This is a genomic window from Vibrio parahaemolyticus (assembly GCF_900460535.1).
In the GTDB taxonomy this organism is placed as follows: Bacteria; Pseudomonadota; Gammaproteobacteria; order Enterobacterales; family Vibrionaceae; genus Vibrio; species Vibrio parahaemolyticus.
In genome coordinates, this window is the sequence record NZ_UHIL01000002.1 from 1639822 (window position 1) to 1663519 (window position 23698).

Below are 23698 nucleotides of genomic sequence, written 5' to 3' on the forward strand. Positions count from 1 at the left end.
GCTCAAACGCTTTTTTCATCAAAATTCAGAGTGACGAACAACCATCTGCGGTATAGAAAATTAACTGATCACCGTGAGATACGGATAACGAATCACGATGGCAATTACGGACATCGCCATTAAAGTTTGCGCGGAATAGTACGTGACCATCACCACTTGCCGAGAAAATACCGAGTAACCACCAAAGCGCTCAAAAGCCAGCACCGTGCCGGAAATGATGAAGATAAAGCTTCCTAACACCGCAAACGAAGACGACTGCGTTTTCCCACTTAGATAATACTCAATGGCCATCCAACACATGGTCATCAAAACCCAAATGTAGATCGCGACAGGGATTCTTTCTTTGCCGAGGTCAGGTCGAAACAGCCAGTAAAAGCAAATGCCGAGCCCAAACAAAGCAATAGGAAGCCAAGGAGTGAAATGCCATGCCGACATTAAGCTAAAGCCATAACTGTAGGACAAATGAGCAGAGCAAAATAGGCTTAGACCAATGATGAACTTATCTCGCGGTAACATTAGTAGTAAATCACCGAGTAGTGACAACGATAAACCCACTAATATCCACTGAGTGTAAGGAAGTTGACTCGCGGGAGAATTAAGCAAAATGCCAATCATCACAAGTACAGGCAATGGCTTTGATACGTAAAATAGCCATTTCGGCCCTTTACGGACACTTATGATGTGTATGAATGCTAATACAACGACAACTAGCCACATATATAAAGAACTCTCGAACAGACAAACGTGAGTAGCGTAGTGCTACTCTAAACAAAAAGATCTAACAAATGCGTAAGTTAGACCTTTGATTTCAATTTTATTTTTTGTGTATGTAAAGCTAAACGGTCGCCACTTTACTGACCAACGCGAACACTTAATTTTGTGCATTAATTGTTGTTTTTAGAATGCCCAATATTTGAACGCGTTGAAGCTTACAAAATAGCATAAAAAAACGGTATTGTGACCGTTAAGTCACAATACCGTTAAACCCTAGAAAGGGCAGTGAACAGTTGTTGCTGTTATGAGACGGCTAATTCTAAAATTTCACGGCTGCGTTCAAGAGTAATCGCTTGGTTTTCACCCAGAACCGTCATTCCGTGTTTGTTGAGTTGGTCAATGATAGCGTCGATCGCTTGCTCGCGGCTTTCACCGTAGTTGTCTAGTTGAGTTGCTACACCAAGTTGGTGGTAGAACGCTTCGATGGCTTCGATAGTACGTTCTGCAAGATCATCACCAGACTCCAAACCAAATACATTACGACCCATTTGCTCAAGCTTTGCGCGCTTAAATTGCATCTGGTTACGCAGCAGTGATGGTTGGATGATGGCAAGAGAACGTGCGTGATCAACGCCCCAAAGAGCAGTCAGCTCGTGACCGATCATGTGCGTTGCCCAATCGTGAGGAACGCCGCTACCAATCAAACCATTCAATGCTTGGTTTGCAGACCACATGAGGTTTGCGCGCCATTGGTCGTCATCGCGCTCTGCGAACTGTTCGCCAAGCGTTTTTAGAGTTTTTAGCAAGGTTTCTGCGTAACCGTCTTGTACCATCGCTCCAGTAGGCAGTGTAATGTATTGCTCACAAACGTGTACCCAAGCATCCACAATTCCGTTAATAAGCTGACGTTCAGGCAGCGTTTTCATTACATCTGGATCTAACACTGCAAACTTAGGCTGTACAGCAGGAGACATGAACGGCAGTTTGTCTTGAGTTTCTGCTTTTGTAATCACTGCACCCATGTTGGATTCTGAACCAGTTGCAGGTAGCGTTAGGATAGCCGCAAGCGGTGTTGCTTCTGTAACTTGATGCTTACCGATCATAATGTCCCAGCCGTCACCATCGTACTTTGATGCTGCCGCAACGTATTTAGAACCGTCGATAACCGAACCACCACCAACAGCAAGAATAAAGTCGATGTTTTGATCTTTTACGATAGCGACCGCTTTATCCAATGTTTCTTTTGTTGGGTTTGGCTCTACACCAGAAAACTCAGACCATTCGTGGCCAGTGAGCGCTTCTGCTACTTGGTCGTATACGCCGTTCTTTTTGATTGAGCCACCACCGTAAATCACCAAGACCTTTTGATCCGCTGGGATCGCGTCTTTGATTGCTGCGATTTGTTGTTGGCCAAAGAAAATTTTGGTTGGGTTGACATAAGAAAAGTTCATTGCAGACCTCTTGTTTCCAGTTGAGGAGATTGAATACGTGCATATTAGTACGACTTTTTGTCGTGTTGTAGGTCGATTTCTGTAAATTACTTGCCTATTTCTACAAAGTTGTTGTTATAGCGCTGGAATCGGAAATAGAAGAGAAAGTATAGTGAGCAAAATGACAACAGAGCGTAGACCGATTGACGGTTTATGGAGCATTACATGAACACATTAGCCGAAACCATGCAGCGGTATGTTGAAAAGCATGATCTGCACAATTTAGAAGGCATCAAGCAAACTGCTATCGAAGGCGTTTGGTTTTATCGCAGTAGCAAAGGCAATAACCGTCAACCATTTGTGTATCAATCAGGGATCATTGTGCTTGGCCAAGGGCATAAATACATCCATATAGGGCAAACGCCAGTTCAGTATGGTCCGGATGACTATTTGGTGGTGGGTGTACCTATGCCTCTAGAGTGTGAAGCATTTGCCACCAACAATGAGCCTTTGCTCGGTATTTCTATCGACATCTCGCCAACGTTGCTGCACAAACTTGTGAAAAAGCTCGAAGCACAGAAATTCAGTAATATCTGCGAAGATTCTAAACGTTGTGGCCTCAAATCGGTTCGAATGAACGACGCCATGCTCGATGCTTGCAAGCGATTAATGAAGGCGCTTTGCAACGATTTGGATGTGGCGATATTGGGCGAGTCCTTACTAGAAGAAATTGTCTATCGAACGCTTGTAAGTAAAGAAGGGTACGTGTTGTTTGAATTGGCTCACCAAGAAGGCTCCTACGCGAGAGTTGCAAAAGCACTCAATCGAGTTCATGCCGAATATCATGAGCAATTGAATGTCCAAACATTGGCGGAAGAGGCCAACATGAGTATCTCGGCATTTCATCAGGCGTTTCGGAGCGTAACCTTAGAATCACCTTTGCAATACATCAAAAAAGTACGTCTCAATAAAGCGAGAGATTTGATTCAACTCGAAGGGAAACGGGTCAACGATGCTGCTCGACTTGTAGGCTACAGCAGCCCATCACAGTTTAGTCGCGAGTACAAGCGACATTTCAATGAAACACCAAGGTCAACAAAGGCATAGTGATCTTTATTTCAAAATGACGACTTTTTTCGCCTTTTTTATTAATTTGCGAGTCACTTATTTATTCGAATTATAAAATTAGTTGCTGGTGCCAAATAATAGGTATTTTGTTGCAACCATTTAGTGGATTCTTGAGAGGTGGTGTTGAAAACTCGCAAATACATAGTGTGAAATTTCCAACTTGTACTTAAGTTATTTTACGTCGAAATAAAAGTAAGAACGTGTTGTTTCAAACACGTTTAATATTGTTTTAACAATAACTTAAGGAAGAGCGATTATGCACCTTAAAAACGGGAAAGCAGTGAAAAGTGTCTTTACGCTAAGTACGCTGACTGCATCTTGTCTATTGGCCTTCAACAGCTACGCAGCGGTTGATTGTGCCCCTCTAGAAGTTTGGGATTCGTCAAAAGTTTATAATGGCGGCGACCAAGTTCAGCACGAAGGTAACGCATACAAAGCGCGTTACTGGACGCAAAACAATAACCCTGCACAAGCTGGCCAGTGGGGCGAGTGGGAATCTCTTGGTGCTTGTGATGGAACAGGTCCTGTTGATCCACCACAAAATGAAATCCCGACGGTGACTCTAACCGCTCCTTCTGCGTCGGCATCTATCACCGCTGGTGAAGTGGTTAACCTCGCCGCAGATGCGGCAGACACTGATGGCACAATTAGCAAAGTTGAATTCTTTGTTGATGGTGCTTTAGTTGGTCAGTCTACTTCGGCTCCTTTCACTGCATCTTGGACTGCAACTGAAGGCGTACACGAGTTTTCAACTAAATCTTATGATGACGCTGGTGCGGTAAGTACTGCAAGTTCAGTAACGCTTACGATTGCTTCAGCTCAACTAGGTAATGAAGCGCCTACAGTGGATGTTGCGCTTTCAGCTACTTCAATCGAGCTAGGCGGTACTGTTACGCTTACTGCTAACGCGGCAGACGCGGATGGTAGCGTTGCTAAAGTTGACTTCTACGTTGCTGGCGCATTAGCTGGCACAGCAACAGCTGCCCCTTACACACTAGACGTAACGCCTTCAAAAGCGGGCGCTCTAGCGGTATACGCGAAAGCGACAGATAACGCAGGTGCAAGCACAGACTCTGCAATTGCTACGTTAACTGTAAATGGTGGCGCAGTGGCGTCTAACTGTCGTCCTGACGGTCTTTACCAAACCACAGGCGTAGACGTACCTTACTGTTCAATCTACGACGAAGAAGGTCGTGAGAAAATGGGTGCGGATCACCCACGTCGTGTCATCGGCTACTTCACGAGCTGGCGCGCAGATGATGACCCACAATCGACTTACCTTGTTAAAGACATTCCTTGGGAACAGCTAACTCACATCAACTACGCGTTTGTGAGCATTGGTTCTGACGGTAAAGTGAACGTTGGCGATGTTAATGATCCAAACAACGCTGCAACTGGCAAAACATGGCCTGGTGTTGAAGTCGATCCTACGCTTGGTTTCAAAGGTCACTTTGGTGCACTAGCAACTTACAAGCAAAAACACGATGTTAAGACGCTAATCTCGATTGGTGGTTGGGCTGAAACTGGCGGTCACTTCGATGCAAATGGCGATCGTGTTGCTGATGGTGGCTTCTACACAATGACGACCAATGCTGATGGTTCTATCAACCATGCTGGTATTGAGAAGTTCGCAGCTTCTGCAGTTGAAATGATGCGTAAGTACAAGTTCGATGGTCTGGATATCGACTACGAATACCCAACATCAATGGCTGGTGCTGGTAACCCTTACGATAAAGACTTCATGGAACCACGTCGTCAGTACCTATGGGCTTCTTACCAAGAGCTGATGAAAGTACTTCGTGAAAAACTAGATGCAGCTTCTGCTCAAGATGGTACGCATTATATGCTGACTATCGCAGCGCCATCATCTGGTTACCTGCTACGCGGTATGGAAACCTTCGATGTAACTAAGTACTTAGACTACGTAAACATCATGTCTTACGACTTGCACGGTGCTTGGAACGATCACGTTGGCCACAACGCGGCATTATTCGATACAGGCAAAGACTCTGAGCTAGCACAGTGGAACGTATACGGCACAGCAGCTTATGGCGGTATTGGTTACTTGAATACTGACTGGGCTTACCATTACTTCCGTGGTTCTATGCCAGCAGGCCGTATCAACATCGGTGTTCCTTATTACACCCGTGGTTGGCAAGGCGTAACTGGTGGTGACAATGGTCTTTGGGGCCGAGCAGCGCTACCTAACCAAGCTGAGTGTCAACCAGGCACAGGTGAAGGTGAGAAGAACAACTGTGGTAACGGTGCTATCGGCATCGACAACATGTGGCACGATTTAGATCCACAAGGTCGTGAAATGGGTGCAGGCTCGAACCCAATGTGGCACGCGAAGAACCTAGAGAAAGGCATTTGGGGTTCTTACGCTCAAGCTTACGGTCTAGATCCAGTGAACGATCCTTCTGACAAATTGGTTGGTACGTACACTCGTAACTACGACAGTGTTGCTGTAGCTCCTTGGTTGTGGAACGCAGAGAAGGGCGTATTCCTATCTACAGAAGATAAAGCTTCTATCGAAGTGAAAGCGGACTACGTTATCGATAAAGAAATCGGCGGTATCATGTTCTGGGAACTAGCAGGTGACTACAACTGTTACGTACTAGATGCAAATGGCAACCGTACTGCTATCGATGCAACTGAGCAAGCGTGTGCTGCGGGTAATGGTGAATACCACATGGGTAACACTATGACCAAAGCTATCTACGACAAGTTTAAGTCTGCAACGCCTTACGGTAACAAAGTAGCGACTGGTCCAACACCAACTGAAGCTGTAGATATTACTGTTAGTGTTGGCGGCTTCAAAGTTGGCGACCAAAACTACCCAATTAACCCTAAGATCACATTTACGAACAACACAGGTCAAGCGATCCCTGGCGGTACTGAATTCCAATTCGATATCCCAGTATCTGCGCCGGACAACGCGAAAGACCAATCTGGTGGCGGTTTGAAAGTGATTGCTTCTGGACATACTCGTGCAAACAACATCGGTGGTTTGGATGGTGTAATGCACCGCGTATCGTTCTCTCTACCAGCATGGAAAGATCTGCCAGCAGGCGGTACTTACGAGCTTGATATGGTTTACTACCTACCAATCTCTGGTCCTGCGAACTACTCAGTGATTTCTGGTGGTAAAGAATTTGCGTTCAAGTTTGAGCAACCAGATCTACCAATCGGAGACCTAAACGCGGGTACTGGCGGCGGCGGTACAACTGAACCTGGTTCTTGTGATACTGCTGGTTTGGTAACATACCCAAATCTGCCACAAACTGACTGGGCAGGTAACCCAAGCCACGCAAACCAAGGCGACAAAGTCATCCACAATGGTGTGGTTTACCAAGCAAACTGGTGGACGGCTTCTGAACCAGGTAGCGATGGTAGCTGGGCTACAGTATGTAACATCTAATCATTATTGATTAACTGTTATTACCTAACTTTCATAGGTACTTAAACAAAAGCGCACGGTAATTATCGTGCGCTTTTTCGTTTATGTTGTCGTTTGAATTGAGGACTTTCAGAACTGGTAGCTCTCCGGTATAACAACAATGCCTTTTTCTGAGATTTTGAAGCGTTTGGCGTCTTCAACCTTATTGATGCCGATTTGTGTATTCGGTGGTATGCGAACGTGTTTATCGACGATGCAATTCACCAGTTGGCTGCCTTCACCGACTTCTACATCATCAAAAATGATGGAATCTACAACGGTCGCGCTGTCTTGAATGCGCACATTTGATGAAATGATCGAGTGCTGGACTGAGCCACCTGAGTTGATAACACCGGTAGCTATGATCGAGTTGATGAAAATACCTTCGTTTCCTGTTGCAGAGGAGACGGTTCTCGCTGGTGGAAATTGAGGTTCGTAAGTGCGGATCGCCCAGTTAGATTGATAAAGGTTCATCGGAGGTACTGGTTCCAGTAAATCCATATTAGCTTCATAGAAGGAGTCAATTGTCCCGACATCACGCCAGTAACAATCTTTATCGACACGACCTTTGCTGCCACAAAACTTGTAAGCGTAAACCGATTCGGTGTCGATCAATTTTGGAATAATGTCGTTGCCAAAGTCATGGCTAGACGTTTCCAGTTTCGCATCTTCGGTCAGCGCTTCTTTGAGCACATCCATATCAAAGATGTAGATCCCCATTGATGCAAGGCTCTTGGTTTTATCGTCTGGAAGAGTAGGTGGGTTTTCGGGCTTCTCGACAAAAGACTTAACCAGTCCGTTTTCAGCGATTCCCATAACTCCGAAAGCATAGGCGTCCTTTACTGGAACATCCATACAAGCGACGGTCAGCTTTGCCCCTTTCTCTTTATGCTCCTCAAGCATCGCTGCGTAATCCATACGATAGATATGGTCACCAGATAACACAACAACGTATTTTGCGTCGTTCCGCGATAGTAACCACAAGTTGTGGTAGATGGCGTCGGCGGTACCCTCATACCATGCACCACCTTTGCGCATTTGAGGCGGAACTGCCGTAATGTACTCACCAAGTTCGGGATTAAAAATCGACCAACCGTCACGAAGGTGCTTTTGTAGTGAGTGAGATTTGTATTGAGTAAGCACTAGAATTTTACGTAAACCTGAATTAAGACAATTGGTTAGCGTAAAATCGATGATTCTGTATTTACCGCCAAATGGTACCGCTGGTTTGGCCCGATCATCAGTGAGTGGGCTAAGTCGTGAGCCCATCCCGCCTGCTAAAATTACAGCGAGTGCGTCTTGCATAATATTCCCTTTCCCTTGTTCTACATGCGTCTAAACCGTGCTTAACCGGAGGAGGTGCTATACAACGCAACAATTTAGAATGACATGTGCTGGTTTGTTTGTTAGCTACTGCAAACTGTAGTACAAGAATCGCGCCATTGAATATTTCTTTAAAAATCAAACTGATGAATTTTTTGACCGAGAGTTGATGCACTATATTAGTGAATTAAAAAATAGACAGTGCATTATATTGGGGCGGTATAGAATCTGGGGATTTAAAGAGATTATTGATTTACAATGTAAAACCTATTTAAAACAGCAAGATAAAGGGAGCTGTCTAGCTCCCTTTGTGTTTGATTTCATTTAAATGATGCTCATTATGACAAACCGATGATATTACAATCTTCATCAAGGTCGAGATTCATAAACGCTGGCTTGTCAGGAAGACCGGGCATGGTCATAACGCTACCCGATAATGCGTATACGAAGCCAGCACCGGCACACAAACGCAGTTCACGAATTGGAACAGTAAAGCCAACTGGCGCGCCTTTTACTGAAGAATCGGTGGTGATAGAAAGTGGCGTTTTAGCAATACAAACAGCTAATTCGTTAAACCCTAGTTTTTCAAAATGAGCCAATTGCTGAGTTGCAAGTTCACTCATTTCAACATTTGTCGCACCATATCCAGCTTCACACACAGACATCAGCTTCTCCTGAAGGGATTGATGTTTCTGATATAGAGGTCGGAAATTCGTGGTTTTTTCGCAAGCATCAACGACATGCTGTGCTAGATCTCTCGTACCTTCACCACCTTGGGCAAAAGCAGTGCTGATAGCGACTTTAACATTTGGATCGAATGCGTGAATGAGATCTTGAAGCGCGATGAGTTCTTGTTCGCAATCTTGAGGGAACTGGTTAATCGCAACAACGGCTGGGATTCCATATTTATGGACGTTCTTGATGTGCCACTTTAAGTTTTCAAACCCGGCTACCAATGCCGCTTGGTCAGGCGAGAAAATCGAATCTGGAATTGCCATGCCAGGGCGCAAGTCGTAGTGGCCGGAGTTCGCTTTAAGGCCTCTTAACGTCGCAACAATCACCACACAGTCAGGCGCTTTGTTGGCAGCCGCTGCTTTAATATTACAGGCTTTCTCAAATCCCATGTCAGAGCCAAATCCTGCTTCAGTTACCGTGTAACGCGAAAGTTTTAACGCAATCTCATCAGCGATAATAGAAGAATTGCCATGCGCAATGTTAGCAAAAGGGCCTGCGTGGATCAGAGTAGGGACACCTTCAAGCGTTTGCATCAATGTTGGTGCAATGGCTTCTTTCAACGTTACGGCCATCGCACCCGCTACTTGTAAATCTTCTGTGGTGATAGGCTGACCGTCGAGATCATAAGCAACCACAATTTTGCCAATGCGCTGACGTAAGTCTTTAAGATTTTTTGCCAACGCAATAATGGCCATCAATTCGGATGCGGCTGAAATATCGAACCCTTCGTTACGCTCAAATCCGTTGATGGTTTTGCCTTGTTCGTTCAAACCAATTTTGACCATGCGAAGTGCACGGTCGTTGTGGTCCATCACGCGTTTCCAAGTAATGCTTTCAACGTCAATTCTTAATGCTTTTAAACCAGTTCGAGCTTCAAAGGCGTCGTATCCTTCGCGCTGCTCGTGGAATAAGCGCGCATCTAAAGCTGCAGACGCTAAGTTGTGTGCAGCCGTAACGGCGTGAATATCACCCGTCAAATGCAAATTGAGCTCTTCCATTGGCGCAACTTGGGAATATCCGCCACCTGCGGCACCACCTTTGATGCCAAAGACAGGGCCCATTGATGGCTGTCGAATACATGCCATCACGGATTGCTGTAGCTTCGCCAGCCCTTGCGCAAGGCCGATGGTTGTCACGGTTTTACCTTCACCTAGTGGAGTAGGGGTAATCGCGGTGACCAGAACCAATTTGCCGTTTTGGTTATCATTCAGGCGGGCTAAACACTTAGGGTGTACTTTGGCTTTGTATTTTCCGTGCGTATCAAATTCTTCAGGCAAAAGACCTGCTTTTTCAGCGATAACATCGATGGAAGATAACGGTGTGTTTCGGCAAATTTCAATATCAGACTGCATGGATACTCCCAAATATGGCTAACACGCGGCGTTCAACATCAAGCAATCTATGTAGACTGTATTGTTGTTGCGCAAACGTTTGCGCAAGAATAATACTGGTTAAAAATTAGGTGTAAAGAAGTTCGTGCGCCTTCGCGTGCTACATAGTAACAAAATCCACTAAATACTGCGCTAGATCAAAACAAAAAGGCCACCAAACGGTGACCTAAGTATATTTTTTGCTCTAAAGCTAACCTTCTTAGCGATCCCAGTAGGTCTCTTCTAAGCTGTCTTCGCGTTCTGGCAGAGCTCGCGATAGGCGAGGAGAGTGCTGAGTTAGCACTTCGTAGCTCACGCGGTTCGCGTATTTACAAATTTGAGAAAGTGATGAATACGTCAGACAGCGTACTTCGTGTTTCTCTGAAGTAGGCACTTCTTTCTGATGGAAAGAGTTTGCAGCCATGTCATGCAGCAGTGCAGATAGTGCAGCATCACCCGCGCCATTAGTGTTCTTAATTTCTAGAGGGCCACCAAGGTATGGACCGATGTGTGAATACACTTTCATTGGATTCACACAATCTTCTTTGCGCATTGCGCGGCTGAACTCAAACTTATTGAATTCCTCAATAGAGCTTTCAAGAATATCGTGTGTAGTTTCACGTTTCACTTTTTCGTCAGTGTAACCTGCCATATAAAGACCGTTTGGCCCGGCAGTACAAAGAACAAGATCTACCCACTCAAGTGCTTTATCCGCAGCAGCGAGTGGATCGCTTTCGCCTGTAAGCGCCGCGCCCTCTTCTTCATTCATAGCCACAACAGATACGTTTTCACGAATGTACTCTTGCCACCATTCCGCATTGCCTTCAATCACGTACTTTGTACCTAGAGTAAGAACAACAGGTACATCGTGCTTCTTGGCAAAATCAATCGCACGTTGTACTGCTTTAGGCATTGGGTCTTCTTCTTTACCGCGCATTAGGTACGAAGAAACAACAAGCGCAGAAGCTTTCTCAAATACTTCTTCAGGAATGCTTTCTGGAAGAAGTTGATTCATGTGACCTTCGTTGATCGCGAATGTACGTTCACCATCTTGAGAGATAAGGGTGTAGCAACGACCAATCGGACCATCTACCGTTTGTAGGTGGTTTAGGTTCATGCGTGAAGACGTACGGCAAAGGTAGCGGTAGGCGAAAGAACCCACTTGAATGTTCTTTGACATTACGCCAAGCAATACAGATTTGCTGTCTGCTAGAACAGAATAATTGTGCAGCGTGTTACCAATAGTATCGCCAGGGTACTGGTGTGTGATCAGCCCTTGCTCTACTAATTCTTCATACAATGCATCTGCTTTGCTCTCTTCAAGAACAAGAGAATGTCCTTTACTTAGGTTGTATTTTTCTAGAAACGCATCATCCACACGAGCTTCGATATCTACGATGGTTTGACCAACACCGACAATGGTTGGGCGGTATAGCTTAGGCGCTTGTCGAATTTGGTTGACTAATGGATCTCGAGCGTGAGTTGGGAAGTAGTGTTTAGATTTACGCTGACCAGGAAACTTCATGCTTGTTCTTGAGTGAGAAAAAAAGAGGCGGGATTGTATCACAAAAAAATGAAAATCGTGGTGTTTTATTGCAAAGAAATTTGCCCGCTGAAAAATGCAGCGGGCTGACGAATTCGTAAGCGAATTGAGCTTAATTTATCTTAGCTTAGCTTCAGTCGGTTGGATGTAAGCTTTCGTACCCCAAAGAGGTACAGTTGATAGACTGTGTTTGAAGCTGCCTGATGTCTCTTTAGTTGAGTAAGAAAGGTACATCAAGGTTTGATTTTCTGGATCATAAATACGGCGAATCTTCATCGACTTGAAGAAAACGCTCTTGGACTTTTTAAATACCACTTCACCTGATTTGCTCTTATCAATTTTAGTAATCATCTCCGGTGTAATTTCACCAGTTTGACGGCAAGAAATTGAACTGTCGCTTGGGTCCGCTAAACTGAAGTCCGCTTCGATGCTCGCTACATGACAAGTAACGCCTGGAACTTCAGGGTCTACGAGCGTATTCAGTTTTATGTCTTTCATAGTAAACATACCCAAAGACACATCACCAACCTCATCGTTGCCACAGCCAGCAAGAATGGTAACCAAACCTAAAGCAAGCAAACGTTTTTTCATTATTCCGTCCTTAATTAGAAAAATATATAGATTCAATCTATCAGACGTTGGCATCTAAAACAAAATTTGGCGCAACCTCAGGACTTTAGCTAGGTTTGTTAAGGGCTTCATGCTAATGTACCGCTTCAAAGCGAGTTCATGTTTAAGAGTTGAGTCAATGCGATATAGAAAACCCTGTTAGGTTTTCGGAATATTGGCGTGATGGCTCATATACAGCCCTCGTTTTTGACTCGCTACTACTCTGTAGCCTGAGATATTTAAGGTACTCAAATGAATGAACAGCAGTTAGCCAGCATCGAACGCAAAAATGCGTGGCTGCACGATCTCGTCGAAGTTGAATTTCCCACTCCTGAAAGCTTGAAAGGTCGCGAAACCTATTTCCAAGCAACAAATGCTCAAGAATACCAAATCGTCGCTAAAGACTCTTTGTTGGAAGGCGAAGCGAATTTGCAGGCTGATGACATTTTCCTCGTGGATTTTCATCGACTGACTATTATGTTTTCGATTCTTCAGTCTCAACGTTGGGAAGAACAGTATGACCAAGAGATGATAGTTGAATACCTTACCCAAATTATCTTAACGCCGGATTTTGAGTTGTACGTTGGTTTTAAAGATGGCAACCCGGTGGGTGCCGCCATTGCGAGTAGCTATGAAGGTAACACGCTGATTTCTGACGTGGCCGTTTCTCAATCTTTAGATAAACAACAGTTTTCAGCGGATATTGCGAAAAGACTTAATAGTGATCACAAATTATGTGACACAATTATAATAGAAAGTTGATCAATATCGGCTTCATTTAAAAATGAAGCGCTACTATATGCAGCATTGCATTGGTTCGGCTGGGTAAAAAATGGTTAAGCGTTTAGCGCGTTTTCTCACTCTTGTGTTATACATAGGCACGGTTGCCGTACAAGCAGAGGAAACAAATTGGGAGCTCAAACGAGTTCTCGTGCTTCACTCCTATGATCCGTCTTATCAATGGACTAATGACATTCAGGCGGGAATCGAAAAGGGATTCAAGCAAACTGACGGCGAAGTCAAACTATCCATTGAATATTTGGACGCGAAGCGTGTTCATTCCGAAGGCTATTTGCAACAAATGGCGAGTTATCTTCGGTTTAAATATCGAGCTTATGAATTTGATGGTGTAATTATCTCTGACGACGCAGCCATGCGTTTCGTCAGAAATTATTTTCAGAACCCCAAGCGCAATGTTCCTATGGTCGCGATTGGGATTAATGATAAAGGCTCTTCTCTCGATACAGTAAGTACAAATGGCAGTGTGATTTACGAAGAAGATCGCGTGGTCGAAAACATCGCGTTGATCAATCGTTTGCGTCCCCGTATCAAAAATTTGTATTACCTTGCCGATCGCAGTGTGACCTCTGAACTGATATATCAACGCGTAAAAGCAGAGATGAACAAGTTTCCACGTATCAATTTGATTGAAATCAGAGACGCGAGCCTACAAGAGGCGGCAAATCAGCTTTCTACAGTCAGTGCTAATGATGCGGTTTTGTTGACTCACTACAATACGGAAGGGGATTCAGGGAAATATCACACCTACAGAGAAGTGGCTCGAGCTATTGGTGCAAAAAGCCGTGCCCCCGTGTTTGTGATGTGGGAACTCTATTTAGGCGAGCCGGGAATACTGGGTGGCTTTGTGAACCGCTCTGAGCAATTTGGTTATGAAGCTGCGGAGATAATGGCGAGTAAAATGGGGATGTCTCTGACGTCAGCGGCGCATGCGCTGGCTATCACTGAAGCGGTCCTGGACTATAAGGCGCTTACAAAATATGAAATCAGCCATTATGACATCCCTAAAAACGCTGAAATTCTAAATGCGCCACCACCACTGTTTAAAGTAAACCTCAAAACACTGTTGTTCACGTGCGGCATTATTGTGCTGCTTTCTCTTGTTGTTGTGATTCAGTTTATGACTATTCGCCAACGCAAAGAGATTGATAAGAAAAATAGAAAAATTGTGTTGCTTCAAAAACGAACACTAAACGTCCAAAAAGAGATGATTCACGTATTGGGTGAGGCGATTGAAAGTCGCTCTGGAGAAACTGGCCAACATGTAAAACGTGTCGCTAAACTGTCTCGTCGTTTGGCTCAACTTTGCGGATTAACGCATCGTGAAGTGGAAATGATTGAAATCATTAGCCCTATGCACGATGTCGGTAAAATCTCCGTGCCAGAATCGATTCTCGATAAGCCTGGCGCATTGACAAGTTCAGAGCGTGAAATCATGAAGCAACATACCATTAAAGGTTATGAGTTGCTGAACATGAAAGAGGGCGACATCACCAAATTAGCAGCGGTGGTTGCCCACGAACACCATGAAAAATGGGACGGTACGGGTTATCCAAATAATCTAAAAGGTGAGGACATTCATCTCTTCGCACGCATTGTCGCAATTGCTGATGTATTTGACGCATTATTAACAGAGCGTTGCTACAAACGGGCTTGGACAATTAATGAAGTCGTCGATTGGTTTAAGTTGGAACAAGGCAAACACTTTGACCCAATATTATGCCAACTGTTGCTAGATAATTTAGATGACTTCATCGAAGTTCGATACATGTATCCTGATGCATAACAAACTGAGCAAGATTACATTCGGTGATCTTGCTTAGAAAAACAGGAATTGCTTTTCCCCATTTCTACGAAATGCCAAGTCTGTCGTTTAAACAAATCTAAACTCAAATATGATTAAGCCATACATTTGTATTAAAAAATAAGTTTGATCAGCGACATCGACAAATGCGTCTAGGGGAAGGCTATGGCAATTACCAATATTAAATGCGTGATTTTTGATTGTGATGGCACGTTGGTCGACAGTGAGCGTTTATGCTGCCAAGCACTAGTGAATGTATTTAATCAACACGGTGCAGAGTTAACGATGGAAGAATGTGTTTCTCACTTTAAAGGTGGAAAACTGGCCGATATTCTTCTTGATACCAAAGAGTTGATGAACATTAATGTTCCAATTGATGTTCTTGAACCCCAATACCGAACAGAAGTTCAAAAATTGTTTGTTCGTCATTTACAACCAATGGATGGCGCTAAAAGGCTGATCCAATTCCTCGACTCTCACAATATTGAATACTGCGTCGCGTCAAATGGTCCCAAAGATAAAATTGAATACGCACTTGAGTTAACCGGTCTACTTGATGCATTCAAAGGAAAAGTATTCTCTGCGTTTGAAGCAAATAGTTGGAAACCTGAACCTGATTTGATCATGTACAGCGCGATGAGCATGGGATTTTTACCTAGCGATTGTTTGTATATCGATGATACACCCAAGGGTGTAGAAGCAGGGTTGAATGCCGGAATTAAGACGGTTCAGCTATTTAATGGTGAGGCCATTAACCGAGTCGACGATGACCGAGTTATTCGCATTCAACATTTGGATGAATTAAAAGAGCAGCTCATGGGCTGCTCTGTTTAACCGTTTAATGACGAGAATGACTTAGGTTATGAATTTGTTTAATTTTCGACTGTAAATATGGCGCTTGGTAAAGGCATTGAATGGATGAGAAATTTTTCGTGTGGAATCCACAAGCAGCACACGTGAATTTTTCACCGTTTGATGAGATTAAGTATTCATCACATTGGCAAATAGGGCAGTTTAGGTTTTCGTTGTCTTTTGTATCGTTGTAATTATTCATATTGTTTTCCAGCAGCAAATTGGAATTGGCAGGTTAAGCATAGCGGAACGCCGTCCGCTTGAACATTATTTCATCAGGTACAAGGAGAACTTGAGATTCACTTCAAAATAAACCGTTTCCCAATCGGTATTTGATCAATGCTATTTTCCTTTCACTCCTCAAATAGACTTCAAATTATTCAATAAGTTCGGTTTTATTACACCAAAGAATGAGTACGAGACAAGTACGTAGAGAAAGTGAATGCGAGTTATATTCTCGAAACAAATAAGTGAATACAAATGTAGAAAATAAAGGCTCCCAATTAGGAGCCTTTATTTGTTATTACCTTGTTATCAAGCAGTGCGGTAACGCTCTAATACTTCACCGAGTGAAACCGACGCTTTGGTTAAGTTCGCGACACCAACAGTAGACTGCTCCGCCACCTTTCGAATTGTGCTGGACTGAGTACGGATATCAGCAAGCTCAGAGGCGATATCATTCGCAACCGCACTTTGTTCCTCCGCGGAAGTGGAGATTTGAATGCTCATGTCCATCAATGAACGAGCAGAGTCCGCAATCGCTGTGACATCTTGACCAATTTCATCGATCAACTGGCTGCTTGTTTGGGCTTGCTTGACCGTTCTGCCAGTAATCGAAGCGATGTTTTGGCTTTCCGATTGCAGCTTCTCAATCATGGCTTGGATCTCTACCGTGGCTTGTTGTGTACGACTTGCCAGCGTTCGGACTTCATCGGCTACAACGGCAAAACCGCGGCCTTGTTCGCCTGCGCGAGCCGCTTCGATAGCGGCATTGAGAGCTAACAGGTTGGTCTGCTCAGAAATTGCATTAATGGTCGTGATGACATCATTAATCTGCGTAGTGTTTTCATTTAAGTTGGTGACTGATGAAGAAGCTTGCTCGATGTAGCTCGACAAGGTTTCGATCTCAGCAATAACGTGCTGTACTCGGCTACGGCTCGTTTCTATTTTTTGTGCATCTTGATCCGATTGCATGGTCGCTTGTTGAGAGATGCTCGAAACCTCTTTGGCAGACGCCGTCATTTCTTCCATTGCGGTTGCGACAGAATCAAGTGTTTGGTACTGGTGCGTAATCTGTGTTTCGCTCAGTTTCATGTCTTGTTCAAATGCAGACGACGTTTCACTTAGCGTATTGGCGTTTTCTTTTACGCTATTGACCAGTTCGCTTAATGTATCCATCGACTTATCTAGTGCGCAGCCAATGGTGCCAAACTCGTCACGGCCAGGGTGAAAGCCCAATCGAGAAGTTAAGTCACCGTCACCAATTTTCTCTGTTGTGGTGTATAGCACCCACAAAGCGCCTCCGATGAATGTCGCTACCCAATAGCAAAATACTGCAAACGGCAAAACCCATAGAAAACTAAGAAGGAAAGAGGTAAAGGCGTCGGAGCGCAGGGCGTTGTATTGATTGCCAGCGTGCTCGGTCAATCGAACAAGCTCACCCGCAGAGGTTGTGCCATAAACCGTGGTAACACCATCTGCAAACAAGCTTTTTTGTTGATGGTTAGCTTTTGAGATACCAGTAATTTGATAGATATCTGTGGGATTAGCTTCGATGATGCCATCTAGTTTTGCTTGCACGTTGGCGATAGATTGTTGCTCGAACTGATGCAAATCATTTAGGTATCGGCTTCCTGCTACCGAAGTGAGTGCCACCAGAAATAGGAGGAAAATAACCCACATTTTGTCGTTGATAGACATCTTAATAAATAGTCGGTCTATCGTTCTAAACTCAACTTCTCTCATTGATTACTCCATTAGAGATAAAAGATATTGAACAAATCTATGGGTATATCGAAACAAAATATGCGATGCGAATCAGCAAAATATGTAACGAAGGGTGAGTTTATTTTACAAAATGAGATCTAGGGTCGCCTATAACAGTATGTTATGTCTTTTAATGATAGAAATGTCGATGTAATTCCAGCTATCTAAGTGAAGATGGCAGAGAAGAGTAACGACGCTGCAATCGTTTACTTATGATTATGCTCATAGGTTTTTAAATCTTTACTTTTCGCTGTCATGAATGTGTCATATAAAGTCTATAAAAAGGAGTTGCTGTCACCGAATGAAATAGGAATGGTGGCAGTAAGTTGAAACCGCAATGTTTCATAGTTTCATAAAGGAGGTCACAATGAGCGACCAATACCAAAACGACGAAAGCCTAGAGCTGCTAGATGCGCTTGAAATTGGCATTATTTTGTCGGAATACGTTGGCTCTGACAACGAAAACGAATAGTACCGTTTAGTACTCTCTTCACGTTCTTTTAGACGTTATACTAAGTTCATGAAACACCGAGCCAAGAAGGGCGAAAGACGGTAAATGAACTTTTTAGCCCACCTGCATATTGCAGATCACTGTAATAGCCATTTTATGGGAAACTTGCTTGGAGACTTCGTCAAAGGAGATCCAAGCAAGCTATACGATTCTGACATTACTAATGGCATCAAACTCCACCGCTTCGTTGACCGAATTACCGATCATCACCCTATTGTCGAAGAATGTAAGCCACATTTTAAAGGCGTAGCGAGACGCTTCGCGCCAATTGCGCTAGACATGTTTTGGGACCATTGTTTAGCCAAGCATTGGAATGATTTTCATCAAGAGTCGTTAGACGACTTTGTCGAGTTCGCATTTCAAAAAGTAGACAAAGATGTTCACGAACTGCTTCCTGCGCGTTTTATGTTATTGCATCAACGCATGTGGCGAGGCGGCTGGCTGCAATCTTATCAAGATCTCTCCAACATTGAGTTTGCACTGCATCGGATGTCTCAGCGAAGCCCGAGAATGGCAGACTTGACGACAACGTTTGAAGTGTTAGATGGTGAATACGCAGCGTTAGAGGCGAATTTCTCAGAGCTTTATCAAGACGTTCTGCGCCAATCACTTGAATTTCACCAACAACTAATCAGTTCATAACTCAATCCTTTGGCGTAGAGGTAGTATGGCTATGGCGGCTCTGGTAAACTCTGCGCTCCAAAAATTATGAGGTTTATCATGTCCGTTAATTTTGCTGATCTTGGCATTGAACAACAGTTAGTCGAAACGTTGAACAATATGAATATTGTGACGCCAACGCCAGTCCAAGAAAAATCGATTCCACACGTACTGGAAGGCAAAGATCTTCTTGCGGCTGCGCAAACGGGTACCGGTAAAACGGCGGCATTTGGTTTGCCGATTATTCAGGCGGTACAGCAAAGGAAACGTAATGGCACACCTCACGCTCTCATCCTAGTTCCAACTCGTGAATTGGCGCAGCAAGTGTTTGACAATTTAACGCAATACGCGGAACACACGGATCTACGTATTGTTTGTGTATACGGCGGTACAAGTATTGGCGTGCAAAAGAACAAGTTGGAAGAGGGCGCGGATATTCTTATTGCTACGCCGGGCCGATTGTTAGACCACTTGTTTAACGGCAACGTAAACATTTCTAAAACTGGCGTGTTGGTGCTTGATGAAGCTGACCGAATGTTGGACATGGGTTTTTGGCCTGATCTGCAACGCATTCTTCGTCGACTACCGAATGACAAACAAATCATGCTGTTTTCTGCGACGTTTGAAAAACGCATTAAAACCATCGCTTACAAACTGATGGATTCTCCTGTTGAGGTGGAAGTGTCTCCAGCGAATACAACGGCAGAAACGGTTAAGCAGATGGTGTATCCAGTTGATAAAAAGCGTAAGCGTGAATTGTTAGCGTATTTAATTGGTTCACGAAACTGGCAACAAGTACTTGTTTTCACTAAAACCAAACAAGGCAGCGATGAGCTTGCAAAGGAGCTCAAACTGGATGGTATCAAAGCGGTTTCGATTAATGGTGATAAATCGCAAGGTGCTCGCCAGCGTGCACTTGATGAATTCAAGCAAGGTAAAGTTCGAGCCCTGATTGCGACAGACGTGGCGGCTCGCGGTCTAGATATTCAAGAGCTTGAACAAGTGGTGAACTTTGATATGCCATTTAAAGCCGAAGACTACGTACATCGTATTGGTCGTACTGGCCGCGCGGGTAAATCCGGTTTGGCAGTTTCGTTAATGAGCCAAGATGAAGAATACCTGCTTCGTGCGATCGAAACGTTGTTAGACCAGCGTTTGCCTCAAGAATGGCTAGAAGGATTCGAACCAAGTCTAATCGAAGAGGTAGAACCTGAGCGTGATGGTGGCGGTCGTCGTAAGAGTCGTTCGTCAGAAAAGCGCAAACTAAAAGCAAAACTCGCGATTCATAAAAATCGTGGCAAGCACCGCAAGTAATCCAGGTATTCAAAGGCGGCGGTGCTTAACAAGACGATCTTAGGCCGTTTTGGCTTCCTCGTACATTTCTAGGGTTTGAGGCATCGCAAGCAAGTAGCCTTGGTACATATCGAAACCGAGTTTTTTCATTAAGTTAAGTTGATGCTCGGTTTCAATTCCCTCGATAACGGTTTTTGAACTCAGTTCTTTCGCGAGCGCTAACGCTTCTATTAACGCAGAAAAATCCCCGTCTTCGTATTTCAACAGCAATGAACGATCCATCTTGATGATGTCTGGTCGAACGCATTTCACTCGCTCGATGGTTGAGGCATTAATGCCGTAGTCGTCAATAGCAAGTTTAAAGCCTCCGTCACTCAGTTCTTTCGTCGCTTTGTACAGAAAGGACTCATCGCCTGCGCTTAATTCAACTAACTCCATCACGATTTGTTCGCGACACAAATCCGCCTCACAAATCACTTGCTTCAGTAAATGGCTGTATGAAAGGTCCTTCGCCAGCATTTCTGCAGCTCTGGGAAGCACATTAAGAAAGAGCTTTTTGTTGCGGTAACGAGATTGCCCAAAGTTTTTGATGTGAATAAGGCGACTAAGTCGCTCGACATTAAGTTGAACATGTTCAGAGATGGAAGGAGATTGGAAAAAGAGATCCGGACGTATCATAGAACCATCAGCAGTGCTGATTCGCACTAAGGCTTCCAAGCCGATGATGGAAAGATCCTTTTTATAAATGGGTTGGAAGACACTGCGAAGTGTCAACTCCTCATATTGCGCGATGTACTGCCCATCTACTTGTTTAGAAATGCAGCCAAGAAGCTGTGAGATGCTCATCATTATTACGACAACCTAGATCAATGGTTTTTGATTGGTGTTACATGGACACCAACTTTGATTTCAGTAGTCAGAATCTAATTGGGCTAGGCCATATGAGGCAAGAGGGTTAATACGAGATGATTAGATTTATCGAGCCGTATCAAACAAATGTATGAATAGACTGATAATCTACCTGTTGCAATTTGATACTACCACTGTAATACGGCGTACAACTGCAAGTACTTTCGAACCAGTTGTTGTTTGTTAGAACGACGCAAAGGGTGGCCAAATTTGATGTAACAAGGGCTGATACCAAAGCGTGTATCAAGGGATTGAGTGAGCTGAGATTCACTGGTGTAAAGAGTGATGCCTTGCTCTGTATATTCGTTGATTTGATCCGGCAATTCGCCCATCCACCAATGGAGCAGTTCTCGGCTGGTTTTACTGCGACTGATCCAATGATCGCAAACAAGGAAGAGTAGGTCGTTAGGTTGCAGCGCGTAGCCATACTCGCTTTGCCATTCGGTAATTGAAGACAACAAGTTTTCGCGACACGATTTACCAGCACTGACCATGTGATGGCTTAACACCCAAACCGTTCCAATCTCAGAAGAAATGCGATAGTGGTGAGGTAGGTCTGGAGCGTCGAGTACTTCAATCGGTTTTACGATGCTGTTGTAACCAAAATGACGGAAGGTGTGTTCCATTCGGCGAGAAAATGCAAGACCAAGATGGTGTTCACTCATACCTTGGTTATGTACGGCAGGATAATGCTTCTCACACAGTTTAAGACAATCGTCCTGAAAATCATTGACACTTTGGATCACTAGGTCGAGTAGCAAAGAATATCCCTTAATGGTTAACAAAACGAACCGCAAAAGGTTAGCATAGTCTTTTCAGAATAGACTAATTTAGATCGGCAACTTCTTGATCTAAACACCAAAATTAGAAGCAATACGAATTTGGGGTGATTAAAGGCTACACAATCGAGACGAAACTCGATTATTTCGTAACGGTTAGCGAAATCCCCATTAAGCCGCACTAAAAGGAACACGCATGATTAAGTTAGAAAGAGCCCAAAAAGAAACATTAGCGTCGGCAATTCAAGAGTATATGCAGGATGAACTCAGCATTGAGATTGGCCAGTTTGACAGCGAATTTCTGATAGATTTTATTACCGATAAACTAGGCGCAGTCTATTACAACAAAGGCGTTGAAGATGCGAAAGCCGTGATAGAACGTCGAATGCTTGAAATGTCTGATGAGCTTTACGAGATAGAGCAAGAAGTATCAATTTAAGCTTTTGCGCATTCAATACGCCAAAGTTCCTTCAAAATTTTCGAACAAGTTGATAGATACGGTGCGATTGGCTGGATGTAAAGGATGGTAAATAATCTGTTTCATATAAGGTAAATAGGTTAATGTTGTGTTTCTTGCTCAACATTAACTTAGGAATATATCTAGGAACGTGAGATGGAAACACTGGTAAAAAGCTATAACCTGCCTGCTCGAGTAATGCACTGGCTTTCTGCGCTTTGCATTATTGGTCTGTTTGCTGTGGGTTTGTGGATGGTCGACCTTAGCTATTACAGCGAATGGTATCGAACTGCGCCACATTATCATCGCTCTGTCGGTATTCTTCTGGCCATTCTTACTGTGGGTCGCATCGTGTGGAAGTATGTTACGGCGTCACCAAAAGTAGAAGGCAGTCGATTTGAAGTCGTCGCAGCTAAAGCGGCACATAGTGTGATGTATCTATTACTTCTCACAATCTTTGTTTCAGGTTACCTCATCTCTACATCTGATGGTCGCGGTATTGAAGTATTCAATTGGTTTACTGTACCCGGCGCAGGAGAATTATTTTCTGGTCAATCAGATATCGCAGGTGAAATTCACTTCTATGCAGCTTGGGCTGTGATCCTAATTGCAGGTTTACACGCTGTCGCTGCGCTCAAACATCACTTTATCGATAAAGACAACACATTAAGAAAAATGTTAGGAGCTTCAAAATGAAAAAGTCACTCTTCGCTACAGGACTAGCAATCGCTATGGCACTGCCTTTAGGTGCTCAGGCTGCAGACTACGTTATCGATACGAAAGGTGCTCACGCGTCTATCAACTTCAAAGTTAGCCACTTAGGTTACAGCTTCATCAAAGGTCGTTTTAATACTTTTTCTGGTGACTTTTCTTTTGATGAAAAAAACATTGCTGACTCAAAAGTAAACGTAGTAGTAGACACCACAAGCCTAGACTCAAACCACGCTGAGCGTGACAAACACATCCGCAGCGGCGATTTTATTGATGCTGGCAAATACAGCGAAGCGACTTTTAAGAGCACGAAAGTGGTTGATAAAGGTAATGGTAAGCTAGACGTAACGGGTGATCTAACGCTACACGGTGTGACTAAGCCTATTACTATCGAAGCTGAGTTTGTTGGCGCAGGTAACGACCCATGGGGTGGTGAGCGTGCTGGTTTTGTTGGCACAACTCGTCTAGAGCTTGCTGATTTCGATATCCCAGTAATGGGTTCATCAAGCTACGTTGATATGGAACTGCATATCGAAGGCGTGAAGAAGTAATTAAGCTTTGAATAAATGAAAGCGCTCTTGGTTTCAAGAGCGCTTTTTTATTGGTGCCATGTAACGCTGTTAGTTTCTAACAACTAGCGTTTTGTT

The 23698-nt window shown here is 44.0% G+C and carries 19 protein-coding genes; 10 read left to right on the forward strand and 9 right to left on the reverse strand.

The annotated features are described in order from the left end of the window. Positions 1-60 precede the first annotated feature (60 nt). Together DYB02_RS24490 and DYB02_RS24495 are read right to left on the reverse strand one after the other, a co-directional pair. Positions 61-717: a lysoplasmalogenase gene (locus DYB02_RS24490; RefSeq protein ID WP_005454274.1), complete on the reverse strand. Its 657-nt coding sequence runs from the start codon at positions 715-717 to the stop codon at positions 61-63. A 299-nt stretch (positions 718-1016) separates the two neighbouring features. Further along, positions 1017-2165, reverse strand: a complete 1149-nt coding sequence (locus DYB02_RS24495) for an iron-containing alcohol dehydrogenase (RefSeq protein WP_005498772.1) — start codon at positions 2163-2165, stop codon at positions 1017-1019. Positions 2166-2369: 204 nt separating this feature from the next. On the opposite strand from DYB02_RS24495, the gene DYB02_RS24500 reads away from it, so the two are divergent. Both DYB02_RS24500 and DYB02_RS24510 read left to right on the forward strand, forming a co-directional pair. Further along, positions 2370-3251 carry an AraC family transcriptional regulator gene (locus tag DYB02_RS24500; protein WP_029804895.1) on the forward strand — a complete coding sequence of 294 codons (882 nt, stop codon included), beginning with the start codon at positions 2370-2372 and terminating at the stop codon, positions 3249-3251. A 277-nt stretch (positions 3252-3528) separates the two neighbouring features. Then, positions 3529-6693: a chitinase C-terminal domain-containing protein gene (locus DYB02_RS24510; RefSeq protein ID WP_029804893.1), complete on the forward strand. Its 3165-nt coding sequence runs from the start codon at positions 3529-3531 to the stop codon at positions 6691-6693. Between the two features lie 108 nt (positions 6694-6801). Here the strand turns inward: DYB02_RS24510 and glgC are convergent, their stop codons facing one another. The 4 genes from glgC to DYB02_RS24530 all read right to left on the reverse strand — a co-directional run bounded on the left by glgC (position 6802) and on the right by DYB02_RS24530 (position 12273). Then, positions 6802-8016, reverse strand: coding sequence for a glucose-1-phosphate adenylyltransferase (gene glgC / locus DYB02_RS24515; protein WP_029804891.1), 1215 nt, complete (start codon positions 8014-8016; stop codon positions 6802-6804). A 356-nt stretch (positions 8017-8372) separates the two neighbouring features. After that, positions 8373-10121, reverse strand: a complete 1749-nt coding sequence (locus tag DYB02_RS24520) for a formate--tetrahydrofolate ligase (protein WP_029804889.1) — start codon at positions 10119-10121, stop codon at positions 8373-8375. Positions 10122-10359: 238 nt separating this feature from the next. Next, positions 10360-11664, reverse strand: coding sequence for an inosine/guanosine kinase (locus tag DYB02_RS24525; RefSeq protein WP_017447582.1), 1305 nt, complete (start codon positions 11662-11664; stop codon positions 10360-10362). A gap of 135 nt (positions 11665-11799) precedes the next feature. After that, a complete protein-coding gene (locus tag DYB02_RS24530; protein WP_029804887.1) occupies positions 11800-12273 on the reverse strand; it encodes a CreA family protein in 474 nt (157 codons plus the stop codon). Positions 12274-12543: 270 nt separating this feature from the next. On the opposite strand from DYB02_RS24530, the gene DYB02_RS24540 reads away from it, so the two are divergent. From DYB02_RS24540 to DYB02_RS24555, 3 genes are all read left to right on the forward strand, one after another. Further along, positions 12544-13053: a hypothetical protein gene (locus tag DYB02_RS24540; RefSeq protein WP_005454066.1), complete on the forward strand. Its 510-nt coding sequence runs from the start codon at positions 12544-12546 to the stop codon at positions 13051-13053. A gap of 70 nt (positions 13054-13123) precedes the next feature. After that, the gene (locus tag DYB02_RS24545) at positions 13124-14875 is read left to right on the forward strand and encodes an HD domain-containing phosphohydrolase (protein ID WP_029804885.1); all 1752 of its coding nucleotides are present in this window, start codon (positions 13124-13126) and stop codon (positions 14873-14875) included. 183 nt (positions 14876-15058) lie between these two features. After that, positions 15059-15727: an HAD-IA family hydrolase gene (locus tag DYB02_RS24555; protein WP_020842100.1), complete on the forward strand. Its 669-nt coding sequence runs from the start codon at positions 15059-15061 to the stop codon at positions 15725-15727. Positions 15728-16279: 552 nt separating this feature from the next. Here DYB02_RS24555 and DYB02_RS24565 read toward each other — a convergent pair. Next, positions 16280-17710 (reverse strand): methyl-accepting chemotaxis protein, encoded by a 1431-nt coding sequence (locus DYB02_RS24565; protein WP_029845791.1) that lies wholly within the window; start codon positions 17708-17710, stop codon positions 16280-16282. 577 nt (positions 17711-18287) lie between these two features. On the opposite strand from DYB02_RS24565, the gene DYB02_RS24575 reads away from it, so the two are divergent. Both DYB02_RS24575 and DYB02_RS24580 read left to right on the forward strand, forming a co-directional pair. Then, positions 18288-18884, forward strand: coding sequence for an acyl carrier protein phosphodiesterase (locus DYB02_RS24575; RefSeq protein ID WP_029804834.1), 597 nt, complete (start codon positions 18288-18290; stop codon positions 18882-18884). A gap of 78 nt (positions 18885-18962) precedes the next feature. Continuing rightward, positions 18963-20216 carry a DEAD/DEAH box helicase gene (locus DYB02_RS24580; protein ID WP_029804836.1) on the forward strand — a complete coding sequence of 418 codons (1254 nt, stop codon included), beginning with the start codon at positions 18963-18965 and terminating at the stop codon, positions 20214-20216. Positions 20217-20255: 39 nt separating this feature from the next. On the opposite strand, the gene DYB02_RS24585 is transcribed toward DYB02_RS24580, so the two are convergent. Both DYB02_RS24585 and DYB02_RS24590 read right to left on the reverse strand, forming a co-directional pair. Then, positions 20256-21044 carry an EAL domain-containing protein gene (locus DYB02_RS24585; protein ID WP_005479139.1) on the reverse strand — a complete coding sequence of 263 codons (789 nt, stop codon included), beginning with the start codon at positions 21042-21044 and terminating at the stop codon, positions 20256-20258. 188 nt (positions 21045-21232) lie between these two features. After that, complete coding sequence (locus DYB02_RS24590) at positions 21233-21865, reverse strand: hypothetical protein (RefSeq protein WP_005454376.1); 633 nt, start codon at positions 21863-21865, stop codon at positions 21233-21235. A 214-nt stretch (positions 21866-22079) separates the two neighbouring features. On the opposite strand from DYB02_RS24590, the gene DYB02_RS24595 reads away from it, so the two are divergent. From DYB02_RS24595 to DYB02_RS24605, 3 genes are all read left to right on the forward strand, one after another. Continuing rightward, positions 22080-22322, forward strand: a complete 243-nt coding sequence (locus tag DYB02_RS24595) for a DUF2164 domain-containing protein (RefSeq protein WP_005489304.1) — start codon at positions 22080-22082, stop codon at positions 22320-22322. A 174-nt stretch (positions 22323-22496) separates the two neighbouring features. Beyond that, the gene (locus DYB02_RS24600; protein ID WP_025629001.1) at positions 22497-23036 is read left to right on the forward strand and encodes a cytochrome b; all 540 of its coding nucleotides are present in this window, start codon (positions 22497-22499) and stop codon (positions 23034-23036) included. Further along, complete coding sequence (locus tag DYB02_RS24605) at positions 23033-23602, forward strand: YceI family protein (RefSeq protein ID WP_005477055.1); 570 nt, start codon at positions 23033-23035, stop codon at positions 23600-23602. Before DYB02_RS24600 ends, DYB02_RS24605 begins: the two co-directional genes overlap by 4 nt. Positions 23603-23698: the final 96 nt, after the last annotated feature.

What these genes read in the sequence shown, in the direction of transcription:
- DYB02_RS24520 (WP_029804889.1), bottom strand. Translation starts at nt 10,121, where the DNA reads ATGCAGTCTGATATTGAAATTTGCCGAAACACACCGTTATCTTCCATC.
- DYB02_RS24565 (WP_029845791.1), bottom strand. Translation starts at nt 17,710, where the DNA reads ATGAGAGAAGTTGAGTTTAGAACGATAGACCGACTATTTATTAAGATG.
- DYB02_RS24540 (WP_005454066.1), top strand. Translation starts at nt 12,544, where the DNA reads ATGAATGAACAGCAGTTAGCCAGCATCGAACGCAAAAATGCGTGGCTG.
- DYB02_RS24600 (WP_025629001.1), top strand. Translation starts at nt 22,497, where the DNA reads ATGGAAACACTGGTAAAAAGCTATAACCTGCCTGCTCGAGTAATGCAC.
- DYB02_RS24575 (WP_029804834.1), top strand. Translation starts at nt 18,288, where the DNA reads ATGAACTTTTTAGCCCACCTGCATATTGCAGATCACTGTAATAGCCAT.
- DYB02_RS24500 (WP_029804895.1), top strand. Translation starts at nt 2,370, where the DNA reads ATGAACACATTAGCCGAAACCATGCAGCGGTATGTTGAAAAGCATGAT.
- DYB02_RS24555 (WP_020842100.1), top strand. Translation starts at nt 15,059, where the DNA reads ATGGCAATTACCAATATTAAATGCGTGATTTTTGATTGTGATGGCACG.
- DYB02_RS24530 (WP_029804887.1), bottom strand. Translation starts at nt 12,273, where the DNA reads ATGAAAAAACGTTTGCTTGCTTTAGGTTTGGTTACCATTCTTGCTGGC.
- DYB02_RS24510 (WP_029804893.1), top strand. Translation starts at nt 3,529, where the DNA reads ATGCACCTTAAAAACGGGAAAGCAGTGAAAAGTGTCTTTACGCTAAGT.
- DYB02_RS24605 (WP_005477055.1), top strand. Translation starts at nt 23,033, where the DNA reads ATGAAAAAGTCACTCTTCGCTACAGGACTAGCAATCGCTATGGCACTG.
- DYB02_RS24585 (WP_005479139.1), bottom strand. Translation starts at nt 21,044, where the DNA reads ATGATGAGCATCTCACAGCTTCTTGGCTGCATTTCTAAACAAGTAGAT.
- DYB02_RS24525 (WP_017447582.1), bottom strand. Translation starts at nt 11,664, where the DNA reads ATGAAGTTTCCTGGTCAGCGTAAATCTAAACACTACTTCCCAACTCAC.
- DYB02_RS24580 (WP_029804836.1), top strand. Translation starts at nt 18,963, where the DNA reads ATGTCCGTTAATTTTGCTGATCTTGGCATTGAACAACAGTTAGTCGAA.
- glgC (WP_029804891.1), bottom strand. Translation starts at nt 8,016, where the DNA reads ATGCAAGACGCACTCGCTGTAATTTTAGCAGGCGGGATGGGCTCACGA.
- DYB02_RS24595 (WP_005489304.1), top strand. Translation starts at nt 22,080, where the DNA reads ATGATTAAGTTAGAAAGAGCCCAAAAAGAAACATTAGCGTCGGCAATT.
- DYB02_RS24495 (WP_005498772.1), bottom strand. Translation starts at nt 2,165, where the DNA reads ATGAACTTTTCTTATGTCAACCCAACCAAAATTTTCTTTGGCCAACAA.
- DYB02_RS24490 (WP_005454274.1), bottom strand. Translation starts at nt 717, where the DNA reads ATGTGGCTAGTTGTCGTTGTATTAGCATTCATACACATCATAAGTGTC.
- DYB02_RS24545 (WP_029804885.1), top strand. Translation starts at nt 13,124, where the DNA reads ATGGTTAAGCGTTTAGCGCGTTTTCTCACTCTTGTGTTATACATAGGC.